This is a genomic window from Streptomyces prunicolor, assembly GCF_045162825.1.
Lineage (GTDB): Bacteria > Actinomycetota > Actinomycetes > Streptomycetales > Streptomycetaceae > Streptomyces > Streptomyces prunicolor.
Window position 1 is genome coordinate 8,547,514 of the sequence record NZ_CP108676.1, and the last position, 19,521, is coordinate 8,567,034.

At 72.0% G+C, this 19,521-nt stretch carries 17 protein-coding genes; 5 read left to right on the top strand and 12 right to left on the bottom strand.

Translation table 11 applies throughout. From position 1 onward, the window contains the following. The first annotated feature begins 54 nt into the window (after positions 1 to 54). From OG588_RS38875 to OG588_RS38895, 5 genes are all read left to right on the top strand, one after another. Positions 55 to 603 (top strand): DUF1697 domain-containing protein, encoded by a 549-nt coding sequence (locus OG588_RS38875; RefSeq protein ID WP_393031044.1) that lies wholly within the window; start codon positions 55 to 57, stop codon positions 601 to 603. 53 nt (positions 604 to 656) lie between these two features. Further along, positions 657 to 1,679 carry a ketopantoate reductase family protein gene (locus tag OG588_RS38880; protein ID WP_405951313.1) on the top strand — a complete coding sequence of 341 codons (1,023 nt, stop codon included), beginning with the start codon at positions 657 to 659 and terminating at the stop codon, positions 1,677 to 1,679. Between the two features lie 25 nt (positions 1,680 to 1,704). Further along, positions 1,705 to 2,298: a TIGR03086 family metal-binding protein gene (locus OG588_RS38885; RefSeq protein ID WP_398853538.1), complete on the top strand. Its 594-nt coding sequence runs from the start codon at positions 1,705 to 1,707 to the stop codon at positions 2,296 to 2,298. Between the two features lie 90 nt (positions 2,299 to 2,388). Beyond that, positions 2,389 to 3,879 carry a hypothetical protein gene (locus OG588_RS38890; RefSeq protein WP_405951314.1) on the top strand — a complete coding sequence of 497 codons (1,491 nt, stop codon included), beginning with the start codon at positions 2,389 to 2,391 and terminating at the stop codon, positions 3,877 to 3,879. A 20-nt stretch (positions 3,880 to 3,899) separates the two neighbouring features. After that, positions 3,900 to 4,220, top strand: coding sequence for a hypothetical protein (locus tag OG588_RS38895; protein ID WP_405951315.1), 321 nt, complete (start codon positions 3,900 to 3,902; stop codon positions 4,218 to 4,220). 41 nt (positions 4,221 to 4,261) lie between these two features. Here the strand turns inward: OG588_RS38895 and OG588_RS38900 are convergent, their stop codons facing one another. From OG588_RS38900 to OG588_RS38955, 12 genes are all read right to left on the bottom strand, one after another. Further along, positions 4,262 to 5,599 (bottom strand): protein kinase domain-containing protein, encoded by a 1,338-nt coding sequence (locus tag OG588_RS38900; RefSeq protein ID WP_405951316.1) that lies wholly within the window; start codon positions 5,597 to 5,599, stop codon positions 4,262 to 4,264. Beyond that, positions 5,600 to 6,535, bottom strand: a complete 936-nt coding sequence (locus tag OG588_RS38905; protein ID WP_405951317.1) for a PP2C family serine/threonine-protein phosphatase — start codon at positions 6,533 to 6,535, stop codon at positions 5,600 to 5,602. It lies immediately after the preceding gene. Then, on the bottom strand, positions 6,529 to 7,197 hold the full coding sequence (locus OG588_RS38910) for a tellurium resistance protein (RefSeq protein ID WP_393031920.1): 669 nt from the start codon (positions 7,195 to 7,197) through the stop codon (positions 6,529 to 6,531). The genes OG588_RS38905 and OG588_RS38910 overlap by 7 nt, the downstream gene beginning before the upstream one ends. A gap of 58 nt (positions 7,198 to 7,255) precedes the next feature. Next, complete coding sequence (locus tag OG588_RS38915; RefSeq protein WP_405951318.1) at positions 7,256 to 7,384, bottom strand: hypothetical protein; 129 nt, start codon at positions 7,382 to 7,384, stop codon at positions 7,256 to 7,258. Next, positions 7,381 to 8,985 carry a hypothetical protein gene (locus OG588_RS38920; protein WP_405951319.1) on the bottom strand — a complete coding sequence of 535 codons (1,605 nt, stop codon included), beginning with the start codon at positions 8,983 to 8,985 and terminating at the stop codon, positions 7,381 to 7,383. Before OG588_RS38920 ends, OG588_RS38915 begins: the two co-directional genes overlap by 4 nt. Beyond that, positions 8,982 to 12,263 carry a GTPase-associated protein 1-related protein gene (locus OG588_RS38925; RefSeq protein ID WP_405951320.1) on the bottom strand — a complete coding sequence of 1,094 codons (3,282 nt, stop codon included), beginning with the start codon at positions 12,261 to 12,263 and terminating at the stop codon, positions 8,982 to 8,984. The genes OG588_RS38920 and OG588_RS38925 overlap by 4 nt, the downstream gene beginning before the upstream one ends. Further along, the gene (locus tag OG588_RS38930) at positions 12,260 to 13,513 is read right to left on the bottom strand and encodes a hypothetical protein (protein ID WP_405951321.1); all 1,254 of its coding nucleotides are present in this window, start codon (positions 13,511 to 13,513) and stop codon (positions 12,260 to 12,262) included. The genes OG588_RS38925 and OG588_RS38930 overlap by 4 nt, the downstream gene beginning before the upstream one ends. Positions 13,514 to 13,516: 3 nt before the next feature. Next, the gene (locus tag OG588_RS38935) at positions 13,517 to 15,682 is read right to left on the bottom strand and encodes a hypothetical protein (protein ID WP_405951322.1); all 2,166 of its coding nucleotides are present in this window, start codon (positions 15,680 to 15,682) and stop codon (positions 13,517 to 13,519) included. Positions 15,683 to 15,785: 103 nt separating this feature from the next. Next, the gene (locus OG588_RS38940; protein ID WP_405951323.1) at positions 15,786 to 16,526 is read right to left on the bottom strand and encodes a sirohydrochlorin chelatase; all 741 of its coding nucleotides are present in this window, start codon (positions 16,524 to 16,526) and stop codon (positions 15,786 to 15,788) included. Between the two features lie 10 nt (positions 16,527 to 16,536). Then, entirely contained in the window at positions 16,537 to 17,448 is a 912-nt protein-coding gene (locus OG588_RS38945; RefSeq protein ID WP_405951324.1) for an ABC transporter permease, read from the bottom strand. Further along, positions 17,435 to 18,217: an ABC transporter ATP-binding protein gene (locus OG588_RS38950; RefSeq protein ID WP_405953311.1), complete on the bottom strand. Its 783-nt coding sequence runs from the start codon at positions 18,215 to 18,217 to the stop codon at positions 17,435 to 17,437. Before OG588_RS38950 ends, OG588_RS38945 begins: the two co-directional genes overlap by 14 nt. A gap of 37 nt (positions 18,218 to 18,254) precedes the next feature. Beyond that, positions 18,255 to 19,367 (bottom strand): aliphatic sulfonate ABC transporter substrate-binding protein, encoded by a 1,113-nt coding sequence (locus tag OG588_RS38955; RefSeq protein ID WP_405951325.1) that lies wholly within the window; start codon positions 19,365 to 19,367, stop codon positions 18,255 to 18,257. Positions 19,368 to 19,521: the final 154 nt, after the last annotated feature.

Consider the following 19,521-nt stretch of genomic DNA (forward strand, 5'->3'; position numbering starts at 1 on the left):
AGCGGCCGTCGTGCCCACCCCCACGGGGCACGAAGGCCGCTTTATGGTGTGCGGATGACGACGACGTATGCGGCGCTCCTGCGCGGAATCAACGTGGGCGGCAACAAGAAGCTCCCGATGGCCGAACTGCGCACGCTCCTCGAAGGCCTCGGACACGACGACGTCCGCACCTACTTGCAGAGCGGCCAGGCCGTGTTCGCGAGCGGCCACGGTGACGAGGAGTCCCTCGCCGCCGAACTCGCGCAGGCGATCGAGAAGCGGTTCGGCTTCACGGTCGACGTCATCGTCCGCGACCACGCCTACCTCAAGGCGATCGCCGACAACTGCCCTTTCCCGGCCGCCGAGTTGGAGGGCAAGCAACTCCACGTCACCTACTACTCGGCGGAGCCCGGCGAAGACCGCTTCGCGGAGGTGGACCGGTCCGCGTACCTCCCCGAGGAGTTCCGCCTCGGCGACCGCGCCCTGTACCTCTACGCCCCCGACGGCCTCGGCCGCTCCAAACTCGCCGTGGGACTGTCCCGGCCGCGGCTGAACAAGGGCCTGATCGCCACGACCCGCAACTGGAACACCGTGGTCAAACTGGCGGAGATGACCGGCAGTTGACCGGACTCCGGACCCGATGAGCCGGTCCGCGGGTGCTGTGCGAGGCTCGTCCCATGCGCTACATCATCATCGGAGCAGGGGCGGTCGGCGGGGCCATCGGCGGCCGGCTGGCCGGGGCCGGGTGCGAGGTCGTCCTGGTCGCCCGGGGTACGCAGCGGGCGGCGCTGGCCGAGCACGGGCTGCGGCTCAAGGTGCCGGACGGGGAGTCGACGTACCGGCTGCCGGTCGTCGAAGAGCCCGCGGAACTGGGCGAGTTGAGGCCCGACGACGTGCTCGTGCTCGCCGTCAAGACACAGGACAGCGAGGCCGCGCTCGCGGCCTGGGGCCCGGCACCGGTCGCCGGTGGCGGCACGGCCGCCGAGCAACTCCCCATCGTCTGCGCGCAGAACGGGGTGGAGAGCCAACGCCTGGCACTGCGCCGCTTCCGACGGGTCTACGGCGTCTGCGTCTGGCTGCCCGCGACCTTCGTCGAGCCGGGTGTGGTCGCCGCCGAAGGCACCCCGCTCACCGGCATCCTGCACCTCGGCCGCTATCCGCACGGCACGGACGAGACCGCCCGGTTGATCGCCGCCGACCTGGAGAAGTCGAGGTTCGAGGCACCGGTCGCACCGGACGTGACGCGCTGGCAGTACGCCAAGCTGCTCAGCAATCTCGGCAACGCGCTTGAGGCGGTTGTCGAAGTGCTCGACACCGAGGACCACCTGGCGTTCTACCGGCGCGTACGGGCCGAGGGCGCCGCCGTGCTCGACGCGGCCGGTATCGCCTACGCGAGCGCCGAGGAGGAGAAGGAGGCGCGCGGCGACAAGATCCAGCTCGTGGAGATCGACGGCACCCCGCGCGGCGGCGGTTCCTCCTGGCAGTCGCTGAACCGGGGCACCGGCACCATCGAGGCCGACTATCTCAACGGCGAGATCGCGCTGCTGGGGCGGTTGCACGGCGTACCGACACCGCTCAACGACCTGCTGCAACGGCTCGCGAACGGGTTCGCGCGCGAACGCAGGGCGCCCGGTTCGCTGCCGTTCGACGAGCTGGTCCGGCTCGCCGACGAGGCTGTCGCGTTTGTTCAAGAGTCCTGACGGCGTCCTCCCTAGCGTGGAGGGCATGAGCAACCACGACCTGCACCCGTACATGATCGAATGCGCCGCCGAGGCGGCCCGTGTCGCGCGCGGTGTCGGCGCGGCCCAGCTCGACGACCGCACGCACTGCCCCGACTGGGACGTCCGCGCGATGGTCAACCACTGGGTCCTCTACACCTCGCACGGCATGGAGCACCGCGCCCTGCGCAAGCAGCTCTCCGAGGAGCTGACCGCGCGCGACTTCACCGCCGATCCGGACTGGGCACAGGCGTACGCCGCCCAGCTGGACCGGGCCGTCGCCGCCTGGGCCGACCCGGCGGTGTGGGAGGGCGAGGTCGACCTCGGCATGGCGAAGATGCCGGCCGACGAACTCGCCTCGATGATCATCAAGGAGCTGGCGGTGCACGGCTGGGACGTCGCCACCGCCACCGGCCAGCGGTACGCCGTCTCGGACGGCGCGGCCCGACTCGTCCTCGCCGTGGTCGAGAAGCACGGCGAGCTCTACCGCCAGTACGACGGCTTCGCCGACCCGGTACCCGTACCGGACGACGCCCCCGTCTTCGACCGCGCCCTCGCGGCCAGCGGACGGAACCCGGGGCAACAGGCCATGGGCGGCTGACGTTCCCGCCGACTCGCCGAACTCCGGGACAAAACAGGCTTGTTGTCCCTAGGGTGAAGTGCGCGAGTTCGGACGGAAGGGCAGGTCACCGTGGCGGGGAGAGTCCTACCGTCGTTGCCGCAGTACCGCAAGGACGGGGTCACCCGACGGCTGTGCGCGTCGGTGCATCTCGACGAGGCGTTCGCCCGCGAGGTCGACGAGGAGCTCACCGGGGACCGGTTCCACGCCCTGGGCCTCACGCTCGGCATCAACCTGGTCGCGCTCGCCCGGCACGCCCGCGCCGCCCTGCTTCGCCGTGCGGTCCTGGACCGCCAACTCGCCTGGCTCAGCGCGGCGTTCGGCGCCTCGCTGCTGGTGGCGGTCTGGGGACTCGCGAACGGCCTCGGCTCGGTCGTCCTGGTGGGCGTCTACGGACCCGTTATCGTCCTCGGCGCCTCCTGGTGGCTGGTCCACCGCGCGGAGGCCCAGGCCCGCGAGGCGGCGCAGGAGGTGTTCAGCAACCCCGACAAGGTGGAGAAGCTGGCGCCACCGGTGGACGCGGCGGCGGAGGCCTGGCTTCAGGAGCACTCGAACAAGCGGGCCAACGTGCTGCCGTACGTCGACGCGGCGGCCCTCACCAACCCGTTCGTCGGCAGCGGCAGAAAGATCAAGGAAGTCGTCTGGCAGCCGATCGACGTCAGCAAGCCGGCCGACGCTCCGCAGGGCGGCAAGCTCACCATCCGCCCCTTCGACGCCGTCGAGCTGCACACGTATGTGGCCAAGGAGATGGAGGCGCTCTCCGGGCTCGACGGGCTGCGGACCAAGAACCGGCTCTACGTCCTCGGCAGCAACGCCTACCTGCTTCCGGAACTGCTGCCCGACCGCACCGCGCGCCCGCTGCCGAAGATCCCCAGCCAACTGGTGCAGGCCGGCGTGCAGAGCCCGGGTGCGGGCATGCGGACCCATCTGTGCCTGGAGCGGGTCGGCGACGGTGGGAAGATCATCGTCTCCATGTACCTGCGGGCGATCCTCAGCGGGCCCAGCCTCACCTGGGAGGTCGCCGCGTACGCGATCCCGCCGCTGAGCGGGCGCTTCCGCGTGGTGGACGGCTTGCCCGTGACCCCTTCCAAGCGCTGGTGGAGCCTGCTCCGGTACGCCAACTCGCGTACCTGGCCCGAACTCCGGGGAGCCGTCGGGCGGTTGCGGGCGCTGCGCAGGGTGCGGCGCACCCGCGCGAACTTCATGGCGGACCGGCGGCGGGAGATCCTGGACCACCACATCGTTCAGGACGTCGGTGCGACCGACAGCCTGCGCGAACGGATCGGGGACTGGAGCGAGGCGGGTTACGCGGAACGCATCGACTCGCAGGACTTCCTCTTCAGGCTCCAGGGCGGTGTGCTCGTCGCCACCGAGAAGTTCCTCAAGGCCCACAACGTCGACACCAGTTCCTTCGACAAGGCACAGGCCAACATCAGCACGCAGACCTACAACATCTCCGGGGACATCCACAACAGCGCCGTGGGCAACCAGGGCCACGTCAGCAACAACGGGCCACAAGGCCAAGGGCCTTCGGGCCACGGCGGCGGGGCACCACAACCCTGAACACGGACGGGGACGGGACAATGAGCACGTTCAACTTCAACGGCGGCAACATCACCAACAGCCACATCGGCGACCACGGTCACGTCGAGAACCACGGAACGGACTCCGCGACCGTCCTGCGCATCGCCGAACAACTCGTCGACAGGATGCGCGGCGAGAACCCGGCCCTCGTCCCTCAAGCCCAGGTCATCCAGGGCGAGTTGGTCCAGGCCGGTGAGGAGGGCCGGGCCGCCAACCGGGGCCGTATCCGGGCCGCGTTGGAGACCATCACCCTCGGCGTCGGGGCCGGCAGCGGCGGGCTCGCCCTGGCCGAGCAGCTGAAGCACGCGCTGGGCCTGTGAAGCGGTAGGGGCGCCCGGTACCAACAGGGCACCCCTGCACCTCACTTGGCCTTGACCACCGCCCGCGCCCCGCCCCCGAGGTCCAGTTCGAGCCCCGACCGCAGCGGCACCGTCTGACCGGCACCGATCTGCTGTGAGGTGCCGTCGGAGCGGGTCCCCGTCCAGGTCTGCTGGGAGCGGTTGGCGATGCCGAACCGGCCGGGTTTCGAGGGGTGTTCGACCAGTTCGGCGATCAGGCTCGCGTCCGAGCAGTCGTGCCGGGTCGGCTCCGGCCGCAGATGGTGGGCCTGTACGCGGGCCGCCCGGCCCAGCCGGATATGGTGCTCGGCGCGCGGCGGGGGAGTGGTCACCACCAGGCGTGGTGGCAGCACGAGTTGGGTGCGGCAGCCCCAACAGGCGCGGGGCGGCGGGTTCTCGCCCGGCTCCGTCATGTTCTGCCGCCCGCACGAGGCGCACTCCACGACCGAGTCCAGTACGGCCCGCAGCGCGTCCCGCCACTCCGACTCGCGGACGCGGGCCGCCGGATCGTGCAGCCCGACCGTGAATCCGCGCCGGAACAGGTCCTGGAGCTTCCCGGCCGCCGCGCTCCAGGTGGCCAGCACGGTCGCGTGCTCCATCGGGTCGGGCTCGTTGGAATCGTCGGCCGGGTCGAAGACGAACAGCGGGCTCTTGCCGTACAGCTTGCGCTCCGCCGCCTCGTCGAGGCAGTGGATGCCCAACTCCCGTTTACCTTTCAGCGGGTGATGGTTCATCAGGAGCATGAACAGGAGTACGGCGAGGGAGTGCAGGTCGGACTGGGTGCCGGGGCGGGCGCCCGGTTCGGCGCGGACCAGTTCCGGGGCCATGAACTCCATCGTCCCGGAGATGCCGCTGACGTCCCCCTCCACCACGGCGTTGTCGTTGTCGCAGACCAGCACGTCACCGGTGTCCGGGTCGAAGAAGATGTTGCCCCAGGAGATGTCCCGGTAGGCGATGCCCCGTGAGTGCAGCGCCTGGTACGCCTCCACCGTGTACAGGCACGCCGTCAGCAACGCCCGTGGTGTGGTGCGCAGTTGCCGCCGGAACAGCGCGGGCAGCCCCTTGAAGTGGTCGGGGCGCAGCCCCATGAGGTACCCGAACGACCCCTTGTACGCGGGCACATACGCCTCGGGCCACAGGAACCGGTCGTCGTCGAAGTCCCGGTCCACCAACTCCCGTACGATCGCGTCCTGTTCCGGGGTCGCGCAGGTCGGGTAGTACCACTTGAGGGCCTTGTCCCCGCCCGGGGTCTTGGCCCGGTACACCTCGCCCTGGCCGCCCGCGCCCAGCATGTCGACGATCTGGATCTCTTCGCCGTTCTGCGCGGTCAGCCGCGTGCCGCTGTCGAGCATGCCGCTCATCTATGTCTCCGTGTTCCGTTCCGTATCCATGGGCGGGGCGTCGGGCGGGGCGGCCGGTGAGACGTCCGGGAGGTCCGGTGGGCCGTCGCCCGGCACCGTCGACGCGTGCCGCAGCGCCGCCGCCAGGGTCGTGTCGTCGCCCGAGTACTTCGAGGCCTGCTCCAGCCAGTGGGGGAGCACCTCGCGCACGCCCTCGCTGCCCTCCGACGCGAGCCGGCCGTCCAGGCCCGCCACGAACTGCCGGTAGCCGTCGGCCGAGGCGAAGCTCTTCGACAGGCCGTCCGTCGACAGCACCACCAGGCGCGGGGTGCGGGACTGGTCGAACACCGGTGCCCAGTGCATCCGCACCTTGCTCCACGCCTCCCGGCCGCACAGCGACTCCGTCTCGTCGCCGAGATCCTCCTCGGCGGGGGCCAGCGGCCGGCTCAGGGTGCCGTCGTGCTCGACCACCGCGAGATCGCCGTCGCCGATCTGCCAGGCCACGAACAGCCACGGCGTGAGGACGGCGCCGATCAGTGTCGTGCCGTAGAGGAGGAGTTTCTCGCTCTGGTCCGGTTCCGGTGTGCCCGTGTCGGCGATCGGGCGGTGGCGGGACCAGTGGCCGAGGGCCTCCTCGCGCCAGTCCTGGACCAGGGCGCGCGGGAAGTCGTCGCGGGCGTAGGTCATCAGGCGGGCGAGGCGGCCCGGTTCATGGCAGTCGCGGGCGGCCCGGGCGAACAGCTCGGCCCGGCCGACGAAGCGGTCCACGGCGAAGCGCGCGCCGAGGTCGCTGCGGGCGTGGGCGGCCGAGCCGTGTCCGTCGGCCACCGCCAGCAGCAGCGGGTCCTCGCCGGAACCGGCGCCCTGACAGGCGAACCAGTCCTGGTTGCGCTTCTTCCCGACGCCCTGCACGCTCCCGGCCAGCGTCTCCCAACGTCGTACCCCGAGCGTCACCACACGTCGTCGTCATCGTCGTCGTCGATGACCGGCGGCGCGTACGGCTGCTTGGTCATGTTCAGGCCGGACGAGTCGCCCGCGACCGGCTGCGAGGCTGCCTTCACCGCCGCAGTCGACGCCCAACGGATCGCCGCCGCAAGCTGTTTGGGGCTGTTGGCGTCCAGCGGCTGCAACTCGGGGTTGCCCAGGAACTCCTGGAGCACACTGCGGTCCGCGTCGGTGCCGATCGCGATCGCGACCCGTACCGCCTTACGACCCCACGGTGTCGCGTCGATGGCCTTCAGACCCGCCCGCCAGTCGTCCGTGGGCACCCCGTCCGACACCAGCGCCAGCACCGGCTTCAGCGCGCGCTGCGGCATCGGCGGGCTCTGCAGTTCGCGGGAGACCACGTGCAGGGCCTCGCCGAGGTTGGTCATGCCGTCCACCTCGACGTCCTGCCAGGTGAAGTCGTCGACCGGGACCGGGGTTTGGTGGTGCCACTGGGCAGTGGTGGAGAACGTGACGGTCCGCAGCAGCAGTTGGGCCGCGGGGTTGTCGTGCGCCACCGACCGCATCTCCGGAATCGCTTCTCTGATCGCGTAGTTGAGCCGGGCGATCTTCTCACCCTGCATCGAGTACGAGCAGTCGAGCAGCCAGATGAAGTGGACCGGCCGGTTCGCCATGGGCCCGCCGGGAATGTCGCTCACTCCGTGTCCTTTCTGGGAGTTGGGGAGGAACAGGTCAAAGGGATGGGAGGAGGAGCAGATAGGTCAAGTAGGCCAGGGTGGCCGCCGTGAGCACCAGAGAGGCGACGAACAGGCCTGCCAGCAGCCGTCGTCCGTGTCCGATCGGTGGGGTCACCTTCGTCATGCCGGGGAGTACCTCTTCTCCGGTTCGGCGCGGAGCGCGCTGAGCGCGGGCGTCCTCAGTCCTGAGGCCGCGAGCAGCCACAACACCGGTTCCGCGGCCCGGCGTTGCTCGCTCTCCAGCGGGCCGGTGCCGGTGGCGGCATGGGCGCTCACCGCCCAGTAGCGGGCTTCCTTGAAGTCGTGCCCGATGGCCCGGACGAGTCCGCCGAGGCCGATCTCCTCCAGCCAGGTGTCCACCCGCGCCCCCGGCACCGGCAGGGTGACGAGCCGGTCCAGGACGTCCCGCTTGGTGACGACGGTGGCCACGGACAGCCGCCCGCGCCGACGGCCGGTCAGCGCGTTGAGCTCACCGGTGAGCCGCTGGTACGTCTCCCACGGGCCCTGGGTGGACGGGCGTGCCGCCCCGGCCCGCTCGGCGTCCTCGGTGCCGAGCCGTCCACGCACCTTGAGGTCGGCCAGGACGTCGGCGACCAGGACGACACCGTCCGTGTGCTCCAAGTACTTCTGGGCGCGCACCCGTTCGGCCTCGCTCACCGACTCGCCCATCGGGTCGTAGAGATAGAGCAGCCGGCGTCGTCGGCCGCGCACCACCGTCAGCATCAGGGCGCGCGGCTGGCCGCCGGTCGTCGCGTGGGCCCAACCGGTGCTGTTCAGCTCCTGGTTGATGTCGTTGAACGTGCGGCGGTCGTCGGCGGAGGCGTACTCGACGCTCAGGTCGCCGTGCCGGGCCCAGGCGTGCAGACCCTCGACCATGGCGGCCATCAGCATCGTCTTGCCGGAAGAAGTGCCGCCGACCAGGGGAGCGTGCACGACCCGGGTGGTGCCGACCGTCTCGGGCAACACCCGGTCGCAGTGCGGGCACAGCGCGGTGAGCTTGCCGCGCCCCGCGAGCCGGGTCGTGGGCAGCCGGTGCCCGCACACACAGCCGTGCCCCAGCACGCCGTGCCGTCCGGGCCGTAGCGACTTGTGCGGTTTCTGGCACCCGGAGCAGCGGTGCACGGCCAGCGGGACCGGCCGATAGCAGCCCGGGTAGGGGCACTTGACGCGGATACCGCGGGTCAGCGCCCAGCCGCGCTCCACCGCGCGCAGCACCGGGACCGCCGTCGCGCAGCCCAGCCACACCAGACCGACCAGCAGTCCGAAGTACAGGAGGGACACGGCGAGCAGGACGGTGGCGAGCACGGCGCCGAGCAGCGCGCCCAGGAAGGTGCCGGGCGCCACGAGGACCCGGAACCCGAAGCGGTTGATCGGCGCCCGGCCACGGCGGCCCGACGGGTCCCGGCCGTGGAACAGGTTCCGTACGGTCCGGTGCAGCCACGGGTCGCGGTACGCCGCCCACACGACCCGTATCCCGTACAGGGCGGCCGACCAGGTGTCCACCCACAACTGCCGCCAGTAGTAGCCGAGATGGGCGGGTTCGGCGCCCGCGGCGACGAGCGGGACCCGCTGGTCGGGGCGGCCCGGCTGCCAGGGTCCCAGGCCCCGCCACACGGCCCCCGCGCCGATCCGCAGGAACGTCCACAGCAACCGGCCCAGGCACAGCCCGACCGCGAAGATCCCGGTCCAGACGGCCAGGATCGTCAGGGGTGACAAGACGGTCATCTGCGCCCTCCCTCGGTCGGCGGTTCCACGTCGCCGGGCCACACCTCGGCCTGGTCGGCGCGCCGTCCGCGTCCGGACAGCCGTCCCGCGAGACGCCCCAGGGCGCCGGGTCGGTTCCAGGCCCGGTACGCGTCGAGCTTGCCCCGGCCCGCGCGGCCGAGCTCCGCCTCGACCTCGGCCTGGTCCTCGGCGGGCAGCGCCCGTACGACCGGCCGCAGCACCTTGCTGAGCAGGGTGTTCCGGGTCTCGTTCCAGGCCGGATGGGTTTCCGGGAACGCGGTCCAGTCGCAGAACAGGTCGGCGACATACGACGGCACGGTCCGCAGCCGGTCGCCCACCCGATCCGAACGGCCCGCCTTTTCGTACGTCGCGAGGAGCCGAGGTTCACCCGAACGAGCGAGTGCGTACAGCTCGTTGGGCGGCACCTGTCCGTCGAGAAGCCGCCGGGCGAGGGCCTGGAAGGCGCGCTCGACGACCGGGTCCGGTACCGACTCGCCGGCGCGGGCCAGCTGACTCAGTACCCGCGTGACCCACTCGTCGCTCTCTGCCTCGGTGCCCAACTGCCCCGTGAACTCAAGGAGAAGCAGGGCCGCGTGCGAAGCGGGCGGCAGTTCCGTGTGGAAGCAGCGCAACAGGTCGACCGCGAGCGCCGGTACGTCACGGTCGTCCGGGGGTGCGGCGAGGGCCGCCTCGATCAGCAGGTCCCGGGTGCCGGCCGCACGGTGGGCGTCGGACCCCAGCTCGTTCAGCAGCAGACTCGCCTCCAGGCCGGTCGGCAGCTCGCCGGACCAGATGAGCCTCAGGGCGGTGCGGAGTACCGCCGGGTCGGCGAGCAGCGAGACACCCGCGACGCGGTGCACTTCGTGGAACCGCGTGAGCCGGTCGCCCGGCCCGACGGGCGTCACGCACATCCGCAGATGCGGGAAACCGGGTTGGAGGCCGATGGGCAGCCCGGACCCCGTCAACGCCCGTGCCACGGCCGCCGGTTCGGCGGCGGCCAGCGCGTTGAGCGACCCGAACAGCGCCACCCGCAACCCGGGATGAGCGTGCACCGCGTCGAGCACCGCGGGCGGGCAGCCCCCGGCGGGACGGGCATCGCCCTTCGGGGGGTCGGTGGGCCCAGGCTGCCCGGGGGGCTGGGGGCCGCGCGCCGGTGAGGTGGGCTGGGTGCCGGCCTGCCAGGGGTCGGTGGGTCCGGGTGTGCGCGGGGCGTGCGTTGGTCGGGCGGGCTGGGTGTCGGCGTGCCAGGGGTCGGTGGGTCCTGGCTGCCCGGGGGTGTGAGGGCTGTGCGCGGGTGGGGTCGGGCGGGTGCCGCCCCGCCAGGGGTCGGTGGGTCCGGGTGTGCGCGGGGCGTGCGTTGGTGGGGCTGGCAGTGGATCGGCGCCCGTACGGGCCCGCTGGTCCCGGCTCGGCTGTCCAGGCGCGCGGAGGTCCCGTGACCGGCTCCGGTCGCCGTCCGGCTCGGACGCGCCCGCCGGACGGTCCGAAGGATCCCTCACCAGATCCCGGGCCAACCGCCCGGCCAGCTGCGGGAGTTGGTCCTGGCAGTCGATGTCGAGCAGGTCGGCGACCCGCAGCAGCGCGAGCGGCCGTCCGGCGGGCGGTTCCGTCGGGTCCGCGAGCCCGGCCCGCAGCGCGGGGGCGAGATCGCGGGCCAGCCCGTCATGGGCACGTGGGGTCAGGGAACCGGCCCGCAGCACGGGCACCGGGCCCTTGCCGAGCACCGCCGACGCCAGCACCCACGCGGCGAGCGGAGCCGACACGTGGGTCGGCACCTGCCCGTCCAACCGGACCAACAGGGCGGCCAGCGCGGCCTGTTCGTCGCCCGCCGGGTCGGGGGCCGGCGGTGCCGCCTGTCCGTGGCCCGCCGAGTCGCGGGTGCCCGCCCCCGTCTGTGCGTGGCCTGCGGAGCTGTAGGCACCCGCCCCCGTCTGTGCGTGGCCTGCGGAGCTGTAGGCACCCGCCCCCGTCTGTCCGTGGCCCGCCGAGTTGTACGCGCTCTGCCCCGTCTGCGTGTGGCCCGCCGAGTTGTAGGAACCCGGCCCCGCCTGCGCGTCGTTCGTCGAACTCCGGGCGCCCGACGCGGTCCGTCCGTACTCCGCCGAACCTTGGATGCCCGGCGCCGTTCGTGTGTCCTGAGCCGAATCCCAGGCGGCCGACGAGTACCGTGCGCTGCCCGCCGAGCGCGGAGTGGGCGGCACCGCCTGTCCCCCCGCCGCTGACCCCGAGCCGTCCGCCCACCCCGAGCCCGACGCCGACCCCGAGCCAGACCCCGCCCCCGCCGGAGGCACCGCGCACAGCCCCGCGACCACCGCCGTGAGTGCCTCGTCCGACAGCTCGCCCGCCCGCTCGGCCGCCCAACGGGCCGCCGCCGTACGGGCGTCCGAGCGCAGGTCGACGCCCGCGATCAGTGCGGTGACCGCCAACTGGCCGAGGTCTTCGGGGGTGTTGTGGAACAGGTCGGGGCGGCCCGCGCGCCAGATCCGGGCGCACAGGTCGGCCCAGGTGTCGGCGACCGGGCCGGACGGCTGCTGTCGGCCGGTGCAGTCGTGGACGCGGTAGCGGTGGTCGTGGGCCACCGACTCGGAGGACGGCAGCGCGCCGACGAGCTGCTGGCGCGCCTGTTGGGGGCGGCGGGTGTACGTCGTGAAGGTGAGCCGGTGCGCCTGTTCGCGGGGCAGGACCGCGCAGGCGAGCGCGATCCACTGGGCCACGTCGGCGCTGTCGTGCTCCACGACCACGATCTGCCCGGCACCCGGATCCGCGGCGACCGCCCGCAGATCGGCGAAGAACGGCGCGAGCCACCCGGCCCGGGACACCGCGAACGCGACCAGCGCGTCCTTGCGCAGCAGCCCGGACGGCTCGATCCGGTCGACCGGCGTGGGCCTGCCGTCCGGGGGTGTCGTGTCCGCCCAACGCGGCGACTCCCAGGCGGTGATGGGCAGCACGCCGTCCGGCAGCCGGGTCCCGGACGGCAGATGGACGGCGTGCGCGTGGAAGTTGCCCCAGCGTCCGCTGTAGTCGGCGCCGATGTACACCGAGCGGCTCAACAACCGCCCGCCGTCGGCGAGTTCGCTGAAGCTGAAGGCCTTCGGGAAGCTCTTGAGCTGTTCCGCGTCGGGCCGGGCGGGGCAGTCGCGCGGCGGCTCGTACCCGATGAGCTGCTCGGCCTCCCGCAACAGCCCCTGCGGAACGCCCGCGCTGACCGCGGTGAAGCGGAAGCCGGAGCCGTCGGGGCCGGGCGGCGCCGAGGTGTAGTGCAGCTGGGCCAGGGTCACTTGGCTCGCCCCTTCCCGGCGGTACGGACCGGCAGTACTCCGCGCAGCGCGAGCAGCCACAGCAGCGGATCCTCCACCCGCACCGGCTGCGGCCCCGACTTCGGTACGTCCGCGGGCGCGTCGGCGGGCGGCGGCGCACCCAGTGCCGAGAGCCCGAACATCGACAACTGGTCGAAGTCCAGCTCAAGTTGACGCATCAGGGCGCCCGAGTCCCAGTCCGCCATCAGGGAGCGGATCTCCTCGTGCACGGCGAGCCGGTCGTCCTCGTCGTAGGTGCCCTCCGGATGGGGGGCGTTGCGCAGCACCGGCGAGTGCGCGTCGAGCAGCGGCTTCAGCATGTCCGTCTTCGTCACCGCGACCGCGATCGGCGTGCTCACCCGGCCCCGCGAACCGCGCTTGCCGTGGGCGCGCAGTTGGGCGGCCAGATCGGCGGCGATCTGCTGCGGCGGTGTCTCCACCATGGGCAGCGGTGGACCGTCCTGGAGCGGCAACCGGTCGCGCACGGAGCCGAGTTGCAGCGGATCGACCAGCAGGACGATGCCGTCGGCCGCGCTCAGATAGCGCGTGTACCGGTTCATCGCCTCGGCGCCCGCGAGATCCTCGCCCGCCGCGTCGAAGAAGACCAGCGTGGTGTGCCGGGTGCCGCTGCCGAGTCTGCCGCGGCGCGGCACGCTGAGCCGGTACAGCAGCGGGTCGTTGAAGCCGAGCGCCGCGGGACGGGTCGCGTCGGGCAGCCGCAGCCGCTCGTACAGGTCCTCCGCCATCTCCTTGTCCCGCTGCTGCGTGGCCTGCCCCATCGCCGCCAGCGAGGCGTGATAGGCCTGCCCGACCCGCTGGTTCAACTCGTTGACCAGCACGGACACATAGGTGCTCTTGCCGGAGGCCTTCGCGCCGACCAGCGCGATGATCCGGCTGTCCTGGTCGCAGTAGTCGCTGGGCAGGTCGCTGTGGCAGGACGCGCAGACCCGGACGGTCGTGGTCACCCCGCAGTCCGGGCACGGCACACTGCTCCCGGCGCCGGCCCGCAGCCCGGACGCCAGCGCGCCCATCCCGCGCGCCGGGGCGAACACCGGCCCCCGCAGCAGGACCGCCGGATTCACGCCGGGACCCACGAACCCGGCCCAGACATCGTCCCGTTCGGGCCCGCAGGGCGTGCCGCCGCGCACCCCGCTCGGGGTCATCAGACACCGGTAGGGCAGTTTGGCCGCCGAGGTACGGGCGAAGCAGTAGGGGCAGATGACGGTCGTCATGGCTCAGCGCACCACCAGGGTCGCGGGGGACGGTTCTTCGAGTCGTACGGAGGCCGCGTGCTCGCCCAGCAGAAAGCCGCGCAAGGTGTACGGCGCCGGGCAGGGCGCGGCGGGCAACTCCTGCTCCACCGTGCCGAGTCGGAGCAGATCGGTGCCGGGGATGCGCAGCAGGGTCGTGCCGTCGGCCGCGCTGCGCGGCCGGAGTGTGCCGCTGCGCGCGACACACACGAACTCGGGGGCGCCGTCGTGATCCTCGCCCTCCGGCGCGGACAGGGTGACCCGCAGCAGCGGGCGCCCCCGGCCGAGCAACCGGCGGGGCGCGCGCACCAGTTGATAGCCGATCGCCGTGTCGGGCGGCAACAGCACCTCGGCCGCGCCCGGTTCGACGACGACGGCGCCGGGCGCCTGGGCAGCGGCGGCGACCCGGATCCGTACGGCCCGCGGGCCCACCGACAGGCGCAGCCCGCCCCGCCGGTAGGCGTGCGCGGTGACACTCCGCTCACCGGCGTCCCAACTCACCCTGAGATGAGGGGTGTCGCCGGGCCAGTCCAAGGAGATCTCCGCCTCCCCGCCCGGCAGCCGCCGCGCGGCGAGCCCGGTCACCGGCCGGAGCACCTCGACCTCCACCCCGGGACCGGCCAGCGCCCGCTCCCCGAGCACGGCGACGGCGGCGACCCGGACGTGCAGGCCGGGCGGCGGACACAGCGCCCCGTCCCGCTCGGGCCAGCCGAGCCCGGCGGGCACGTCCCGCGTGTGCAGTTCGGCGCCGGGGGCCGGGGCCTCGCCGGGCCACTCCACCAGCCGTACGTCCGCGTCCTCGGCGCCGGTCCAGGTGAACCGGACGGTGTCGCCCTCGGGTCGGGCGGTGAGGGTGTGGACGGGGGAGGGCCAGGGGTGGACGGTGCGGGTGGCGCGGACACCGGGGGAGCTGACCGGCCGGCCGTCGGGGGCCCGGTAGTGGCAGACGACGCGGATGTCGTGGCGGCCGGGCGGGAGGCCCGTGAGGGTGAACCCCTCGGAAAGAAGGGTGAGTTGCTCGGTGGTGGCGTCCGGTCCGGTGCGCTCGACGGTCACCTCCGTGGCACCCGGGGGCCGCTTCCAGGTGCCCTCGATCCGCTCCGGGCCGTCCGTCAGGGTGAGCGCCTCCACCTCCGGGGTGACGAGCAGCTGGTGCGAGACGAGGGGCGGGCCGTCCGCGAGTCCGTCGCGCAGGGGGAGGGCGGCGTAGCGGACGGTGCTCCCGAGCACCAACGCCTCGTCGCGGGCGGAGACTTCACGCACGGTCGGGGCGCCCCGTTCGTCGCGGTGCAGACACAGCAGCCGCCAGTCACCGTCCGAGCCCGCCTCGTCCCACGTCAACCGCACATGGTCCAGGCCGAGTTCGGCATCCAGGGCGGCCAGCTCACCGGCCCGCGGCCGATGCACCCGCACCAGTCCGCGCAACGCCTGCCGGTCGTCGGCGACTTCGCGCAGCGCGCGCAGATACTCCGCACCCGCCGTCTCCGCGTCCCGGTCGTCCTCGGCCCGCCGCGCCGCGAGCAGCGCCCCGTCGACCACCGCGAACCGCCGGGCCGACTCGGTCCGCAGCGACCGTAGCGCCGGGTCGTCGGTGCCGTGCGGGAGTCGCTCCAGCAGGGTGCGGACCCGGTGCAGCCGGTGCTGTTCCCAGGCCCCGGCGAGGGACTCGGCGGCCTGCCGCTCACGCCGGTCGAGCGCGGGCCGCACCCGGGCCGCCACCACGAGAGCGGCGACCTCGTCGGCGTGCACCCCCAACTGGGCCGCCGTCTGCGGGCGTTCCTTCACGGGCCGGTCCTGCAACAGCCCGATCAGCTGATACAGCACGACCCTGCGCACCGCCTGCGGATCACACCGCTGCACCTCGGCCAACAGCCCGGCGAGTTCGGCGGTCGGGGTCGGTGCGCGGGCGAGATCCTCCAGGAACGGAACGTCCACCCGACGGCGACCACGCCCCCCGGACAGCACGTACACCCCGTCGAGGACACCCAGCCCACCGACGCCCGGAGGCAACAGCGCCTCGCCCAAGTGCCGTAACCCGAGCCCGTGTTGGACAGCGACGAGCTCGCCGTAGGACGCGACGAGGGGGCTCAGCGGCAGCCCCGACAGCGCCCGGGGCAGCCCCAAGTGATGCCCGAAGTCCCGACCGGCCACGTGTACTGCTCCCCCGCTAGCTCCGCGAGGAACCATCCCAGCAGATTCGCGGGCCGGGGGAGACCTTTTTCGCGAATCGGGGCAGGTGGGAACCGTGAAGGTATTAGGCGCCGATGGTCACGAGGGCCGGGGTGAGGGCCGCGTCGTAGCGCTCCAGGAGGACCCGCGCCACCTCCGGTGCCGGGCCCAACACATTGGCGAGGACATCCGCTTCGGCCGCGCCCCGCGCGATGCGGTCGGGAAGGAAGCCGGGCGCGAGGACGTACGGCGCGACCGCGACGCGTGCGCAGCCCAGGGCCCGCAGTTCGCGTACCGCGTCCTCGGTGCGGGGCAGGGCCGCCGACGCGAACGCGGGTCGCACGGCACGCCAGCCGGTGTGCCACCACGCCCGCGCGAGGTCGGCGATCACCGCGATCGCCTCCGGGTCGGTGGACCCCGCCGAGGCCAGCACGACTCCGGTCGAGGACTTGTCGGCGGGCGTCAACCCGGCCTCGTGGAGCCGCCGTTCGAGGGCCCGCAGCAACAGCGGCGACGGGCCGAGGACCTCCGCCTGCCTGATCCGCAGCCGCGGTGGTGCGTCCCGCAGGACCGCGGGGATGTCCGCCTTCGCGTGGAACGCGCGGGTCAGCAGCAGCGGGAGGGCTACGACGTCCTGGACGCCCTCCGCCGCCAGTGACTCCAAGACCCCTTGCACGGAAGGGAGGTTGAAGTCCAGGAAGCCGGTCTCCACGCGCAGCCCGGGCCGCCGCGACCGTACCCGCCGTACGAGGGCGTGGACGGTCGCGGCGTGCCGCGGGTCGCGGCTGCCGTGGGCGATGACGAGGAGGACCGGCCTCTGCTGCATGGGACTCAGCTCAGCTCTTCACCAGCAGACCGCGGCTGCGCAGCACCCACCGCTCCAGCGGGCTGAAGAGCAGCAGGTCGATGGCGATACCGACGAACAGGATCAGGACGATGGCCTCGAACACCATGGCCATGTCGCTGGCGGTACGGCCGTTCTCCAGCAACTGGCCCAGACCCACGCCGAGATCGGGGAAGTTCGCGATGATCTCCGCCGCCATCAGCGAGCGCCACGAGAACGCCCAGCCCTGCTTCAGGCCCGCCACATAGCCGGGGAGCGCCGCCGGCAGCGTGACATGCCAGATGCCCTTGATGCCGGTCGCGCCCATCGTGCGGCCCGCCCGCAGGAACAGCGGCGGCACCTGGTCGACGCCGGACACCAGGCCGTTGGCGATCGAGGGGACCGCGCCGAGCAGGATCACCGTGTACATCATCGAGTTGTTCAGACCCAGCCAGATCACGGCCGGCGGCACCCAGGCCACCGACGGCAGCGACTGGAGCCCGGACAGGATCGGGCCGATCGCCGCGCGGATGAACTTCACCCGCGCCACCACCAGGCCCAGCGGGGTGCCGATCAGCAGCGCGAAGAAGAAGCCCAGCAGACCGCGCGAGACGCTGGTCCAGATGTAGCCGAGCAGATTGCCCTGAAGCCAGGCGTCCTTGAACTCGGCTCCCACGGCGCCCGGCGAGGGCAGCTTGCTCGGGTCGTCGACGATCGGCGTCAGGATGAACCAGACCACCATGACCACCGCGAGGGCGACGATCGGCGGGAAGATCTTGTTGACGAAGGTCTGCCGGAAGGTCGGACGGCTGGTGACGACGAGGTCCAGGGCGTCCAGACCGGCCTCCACGGAGACGATCTGCCCGAGGGTGCCCGCCGCCGCCCCTCCGATCGAGTCCGTCGTCTTCGTCTCACTGCTGGCCATGACGGCGGATCTCCCCACGCAGTACATCGGTGATCTCAAGGGACAGTTCAGCCACGGGCGCGTCCTCGATACGGCGCGGCTGCGGAATGTCGACCGTCCACTCGCGGGCGATCCGGCCGGGACGGGAGGACAGCAGGACGACCCGCTGCGCGAGCCGTACCGCCTCGCGCACGTTGTGCGTGACGAACAGGACGGAGAGCCCCGTCTCGCCCCAGATACGGGTCAGTTCGTCGTGCAGGACGTCCCGCGTGATGGCGTCCAGCGCCGCGAACGGCTCGTCCATCAGCAGGATCCGGCTCTCCTGGGCGAGCGCGCGGGCCATGGCGACCCGCTGGCGCATCCCGCCGGACAGCTCGTGCACGCGCTTGCCGTACGAGCCCTGCAGCCGGACCAGTTCGAGCAGCTCCTCGGTCCTGCCGCGCCGCTCCTCCTTCGGAACTCCCCTGAGTTTCAGGGCGAGTTCGATGTTCTTGCCCGCGGTCAGCCACGGGAAGAGGGCGTGCTCCTGGAACATCAGTGCCGGGCGGCCGTCCGTCGTGATGGACCCGGCGGTGGGCTTGTCGAGCCCCGCCACCAGGTTCAGCAGCGTGGACTTGCCGCAGCCCGACGCCCCCAGGAGGGTGACGAACTCGCCCGGCGCGACATCGATGGTGATGTCGTCCAGGACGAGCTGCTGCCCACCGGGTGTCGCGAAGGACTTCGAGACATGCTCAAGGCGTGTCGCGTACTCGACCGACGCGGTGGTCTCCTTGGCGAGGGTCGTGGCCATGGTCGTCACCTCCTGGGAAGTCATCGGGATTCCTCGATCAGCTCGTGCCGAGGCCGGCGGCGTCGACCGTGCTGTCGCCGTCCGCCTTGAGGACCTTGTTGAGGAGGGTCAGGTCGTAGATGCCCTTCAGATCGGGCTTCTCCAGCAGACCGGCCTTCACCGCGTGCTCCGCCTCGGAGTTGAGGGTGGCGGCCAGCGGGTCGTTGGTGAACTGGATCGAACTCCACGCCGGGTCGAGGACGTTGGCGGGCAGCGCCTTGCCGGAGTCGGCCTCCAGCTGCTTGTTCGCCGCGGCCTTCGCCTCCGTCGGGTTGGCGTTGATCCACTTGTTGGCCGCGACCGAGCCCTTCAGGACGGCCTCGACGACCTTCGGGTGCGCCTTCAGGAACTTCTGCGACACGATGATGTTCGTGATCACGAACTTCTTGTCGGGCCACAGCGTCGACTCGTCGAGCAGCACCTTGCCGCCCTCGGCGACCAGCTTCGACGCGGTCGGCTCCGGCACCCAGGCACCGTCGATCGAACCGGCCTTGAAGGCGTCCGGCGTGATCTTGTTGTCGGTGCGGACGACCGTGACGTCACCCTTGCCGCTCTGCGCGTCGACCTTCCAGCCCTGGTCCGCGATCCAGTTGAGGAACGCCACGTCCTGCGTGTTGCCCAGCTGAGGCGTCGCGATCTTCTTGCCCTTGACGTCCTTCAGGGACGTGATCTTCTTCGGGTTGACGACCAGCTTCACGCCGCCCGAAGCCGAACCGCCGATGATCTTCAGGCTCTTGCCGTCGGACTTGGTGTAGCCGTTGATCGCCGGGGAGGGGCCGATCCAGCCGATGTCGATGGAGTTCGAGTTGAGCGCCTCGATCTCGGACGGGCCGGCGTTGAAGGTCGCGTACGACGCCTTGGTGGCGCCCAACGCCTTCTGGAAGAAGCCCTGTTCACGGCCGACCAGCGCGGTCCCGTGGGTCAGGTTGCCGAAGTAGCCGATCTTCACGGTGTCGAGACCCTCGATCTTCGAGGACCCGGCGGCGACCTTCTCCTTGGTGTTGGTGCTCTTGGAGTCCGACCCGTAACCGCAGGCGGCGAGGGTGAGCAGCGGGAGCGCGGCGATCACGGCGATGCCGCGACGCAGGTATGTCGAGCGGTTGGCAGGCACGGGAGGTGTTCCTCTCGTTGGCCCGGCGGTCACGGTCTCAGTTCGTGGCCGGGAGGTCGGCAGGTCTTCGTTTTCGTCGCGTCCGGGACGGCGGGTGGGGGGACGGGGCGCGCAGGCAGTGCGCGTACGTCAGCCCGCACATCGCGCCACTCCG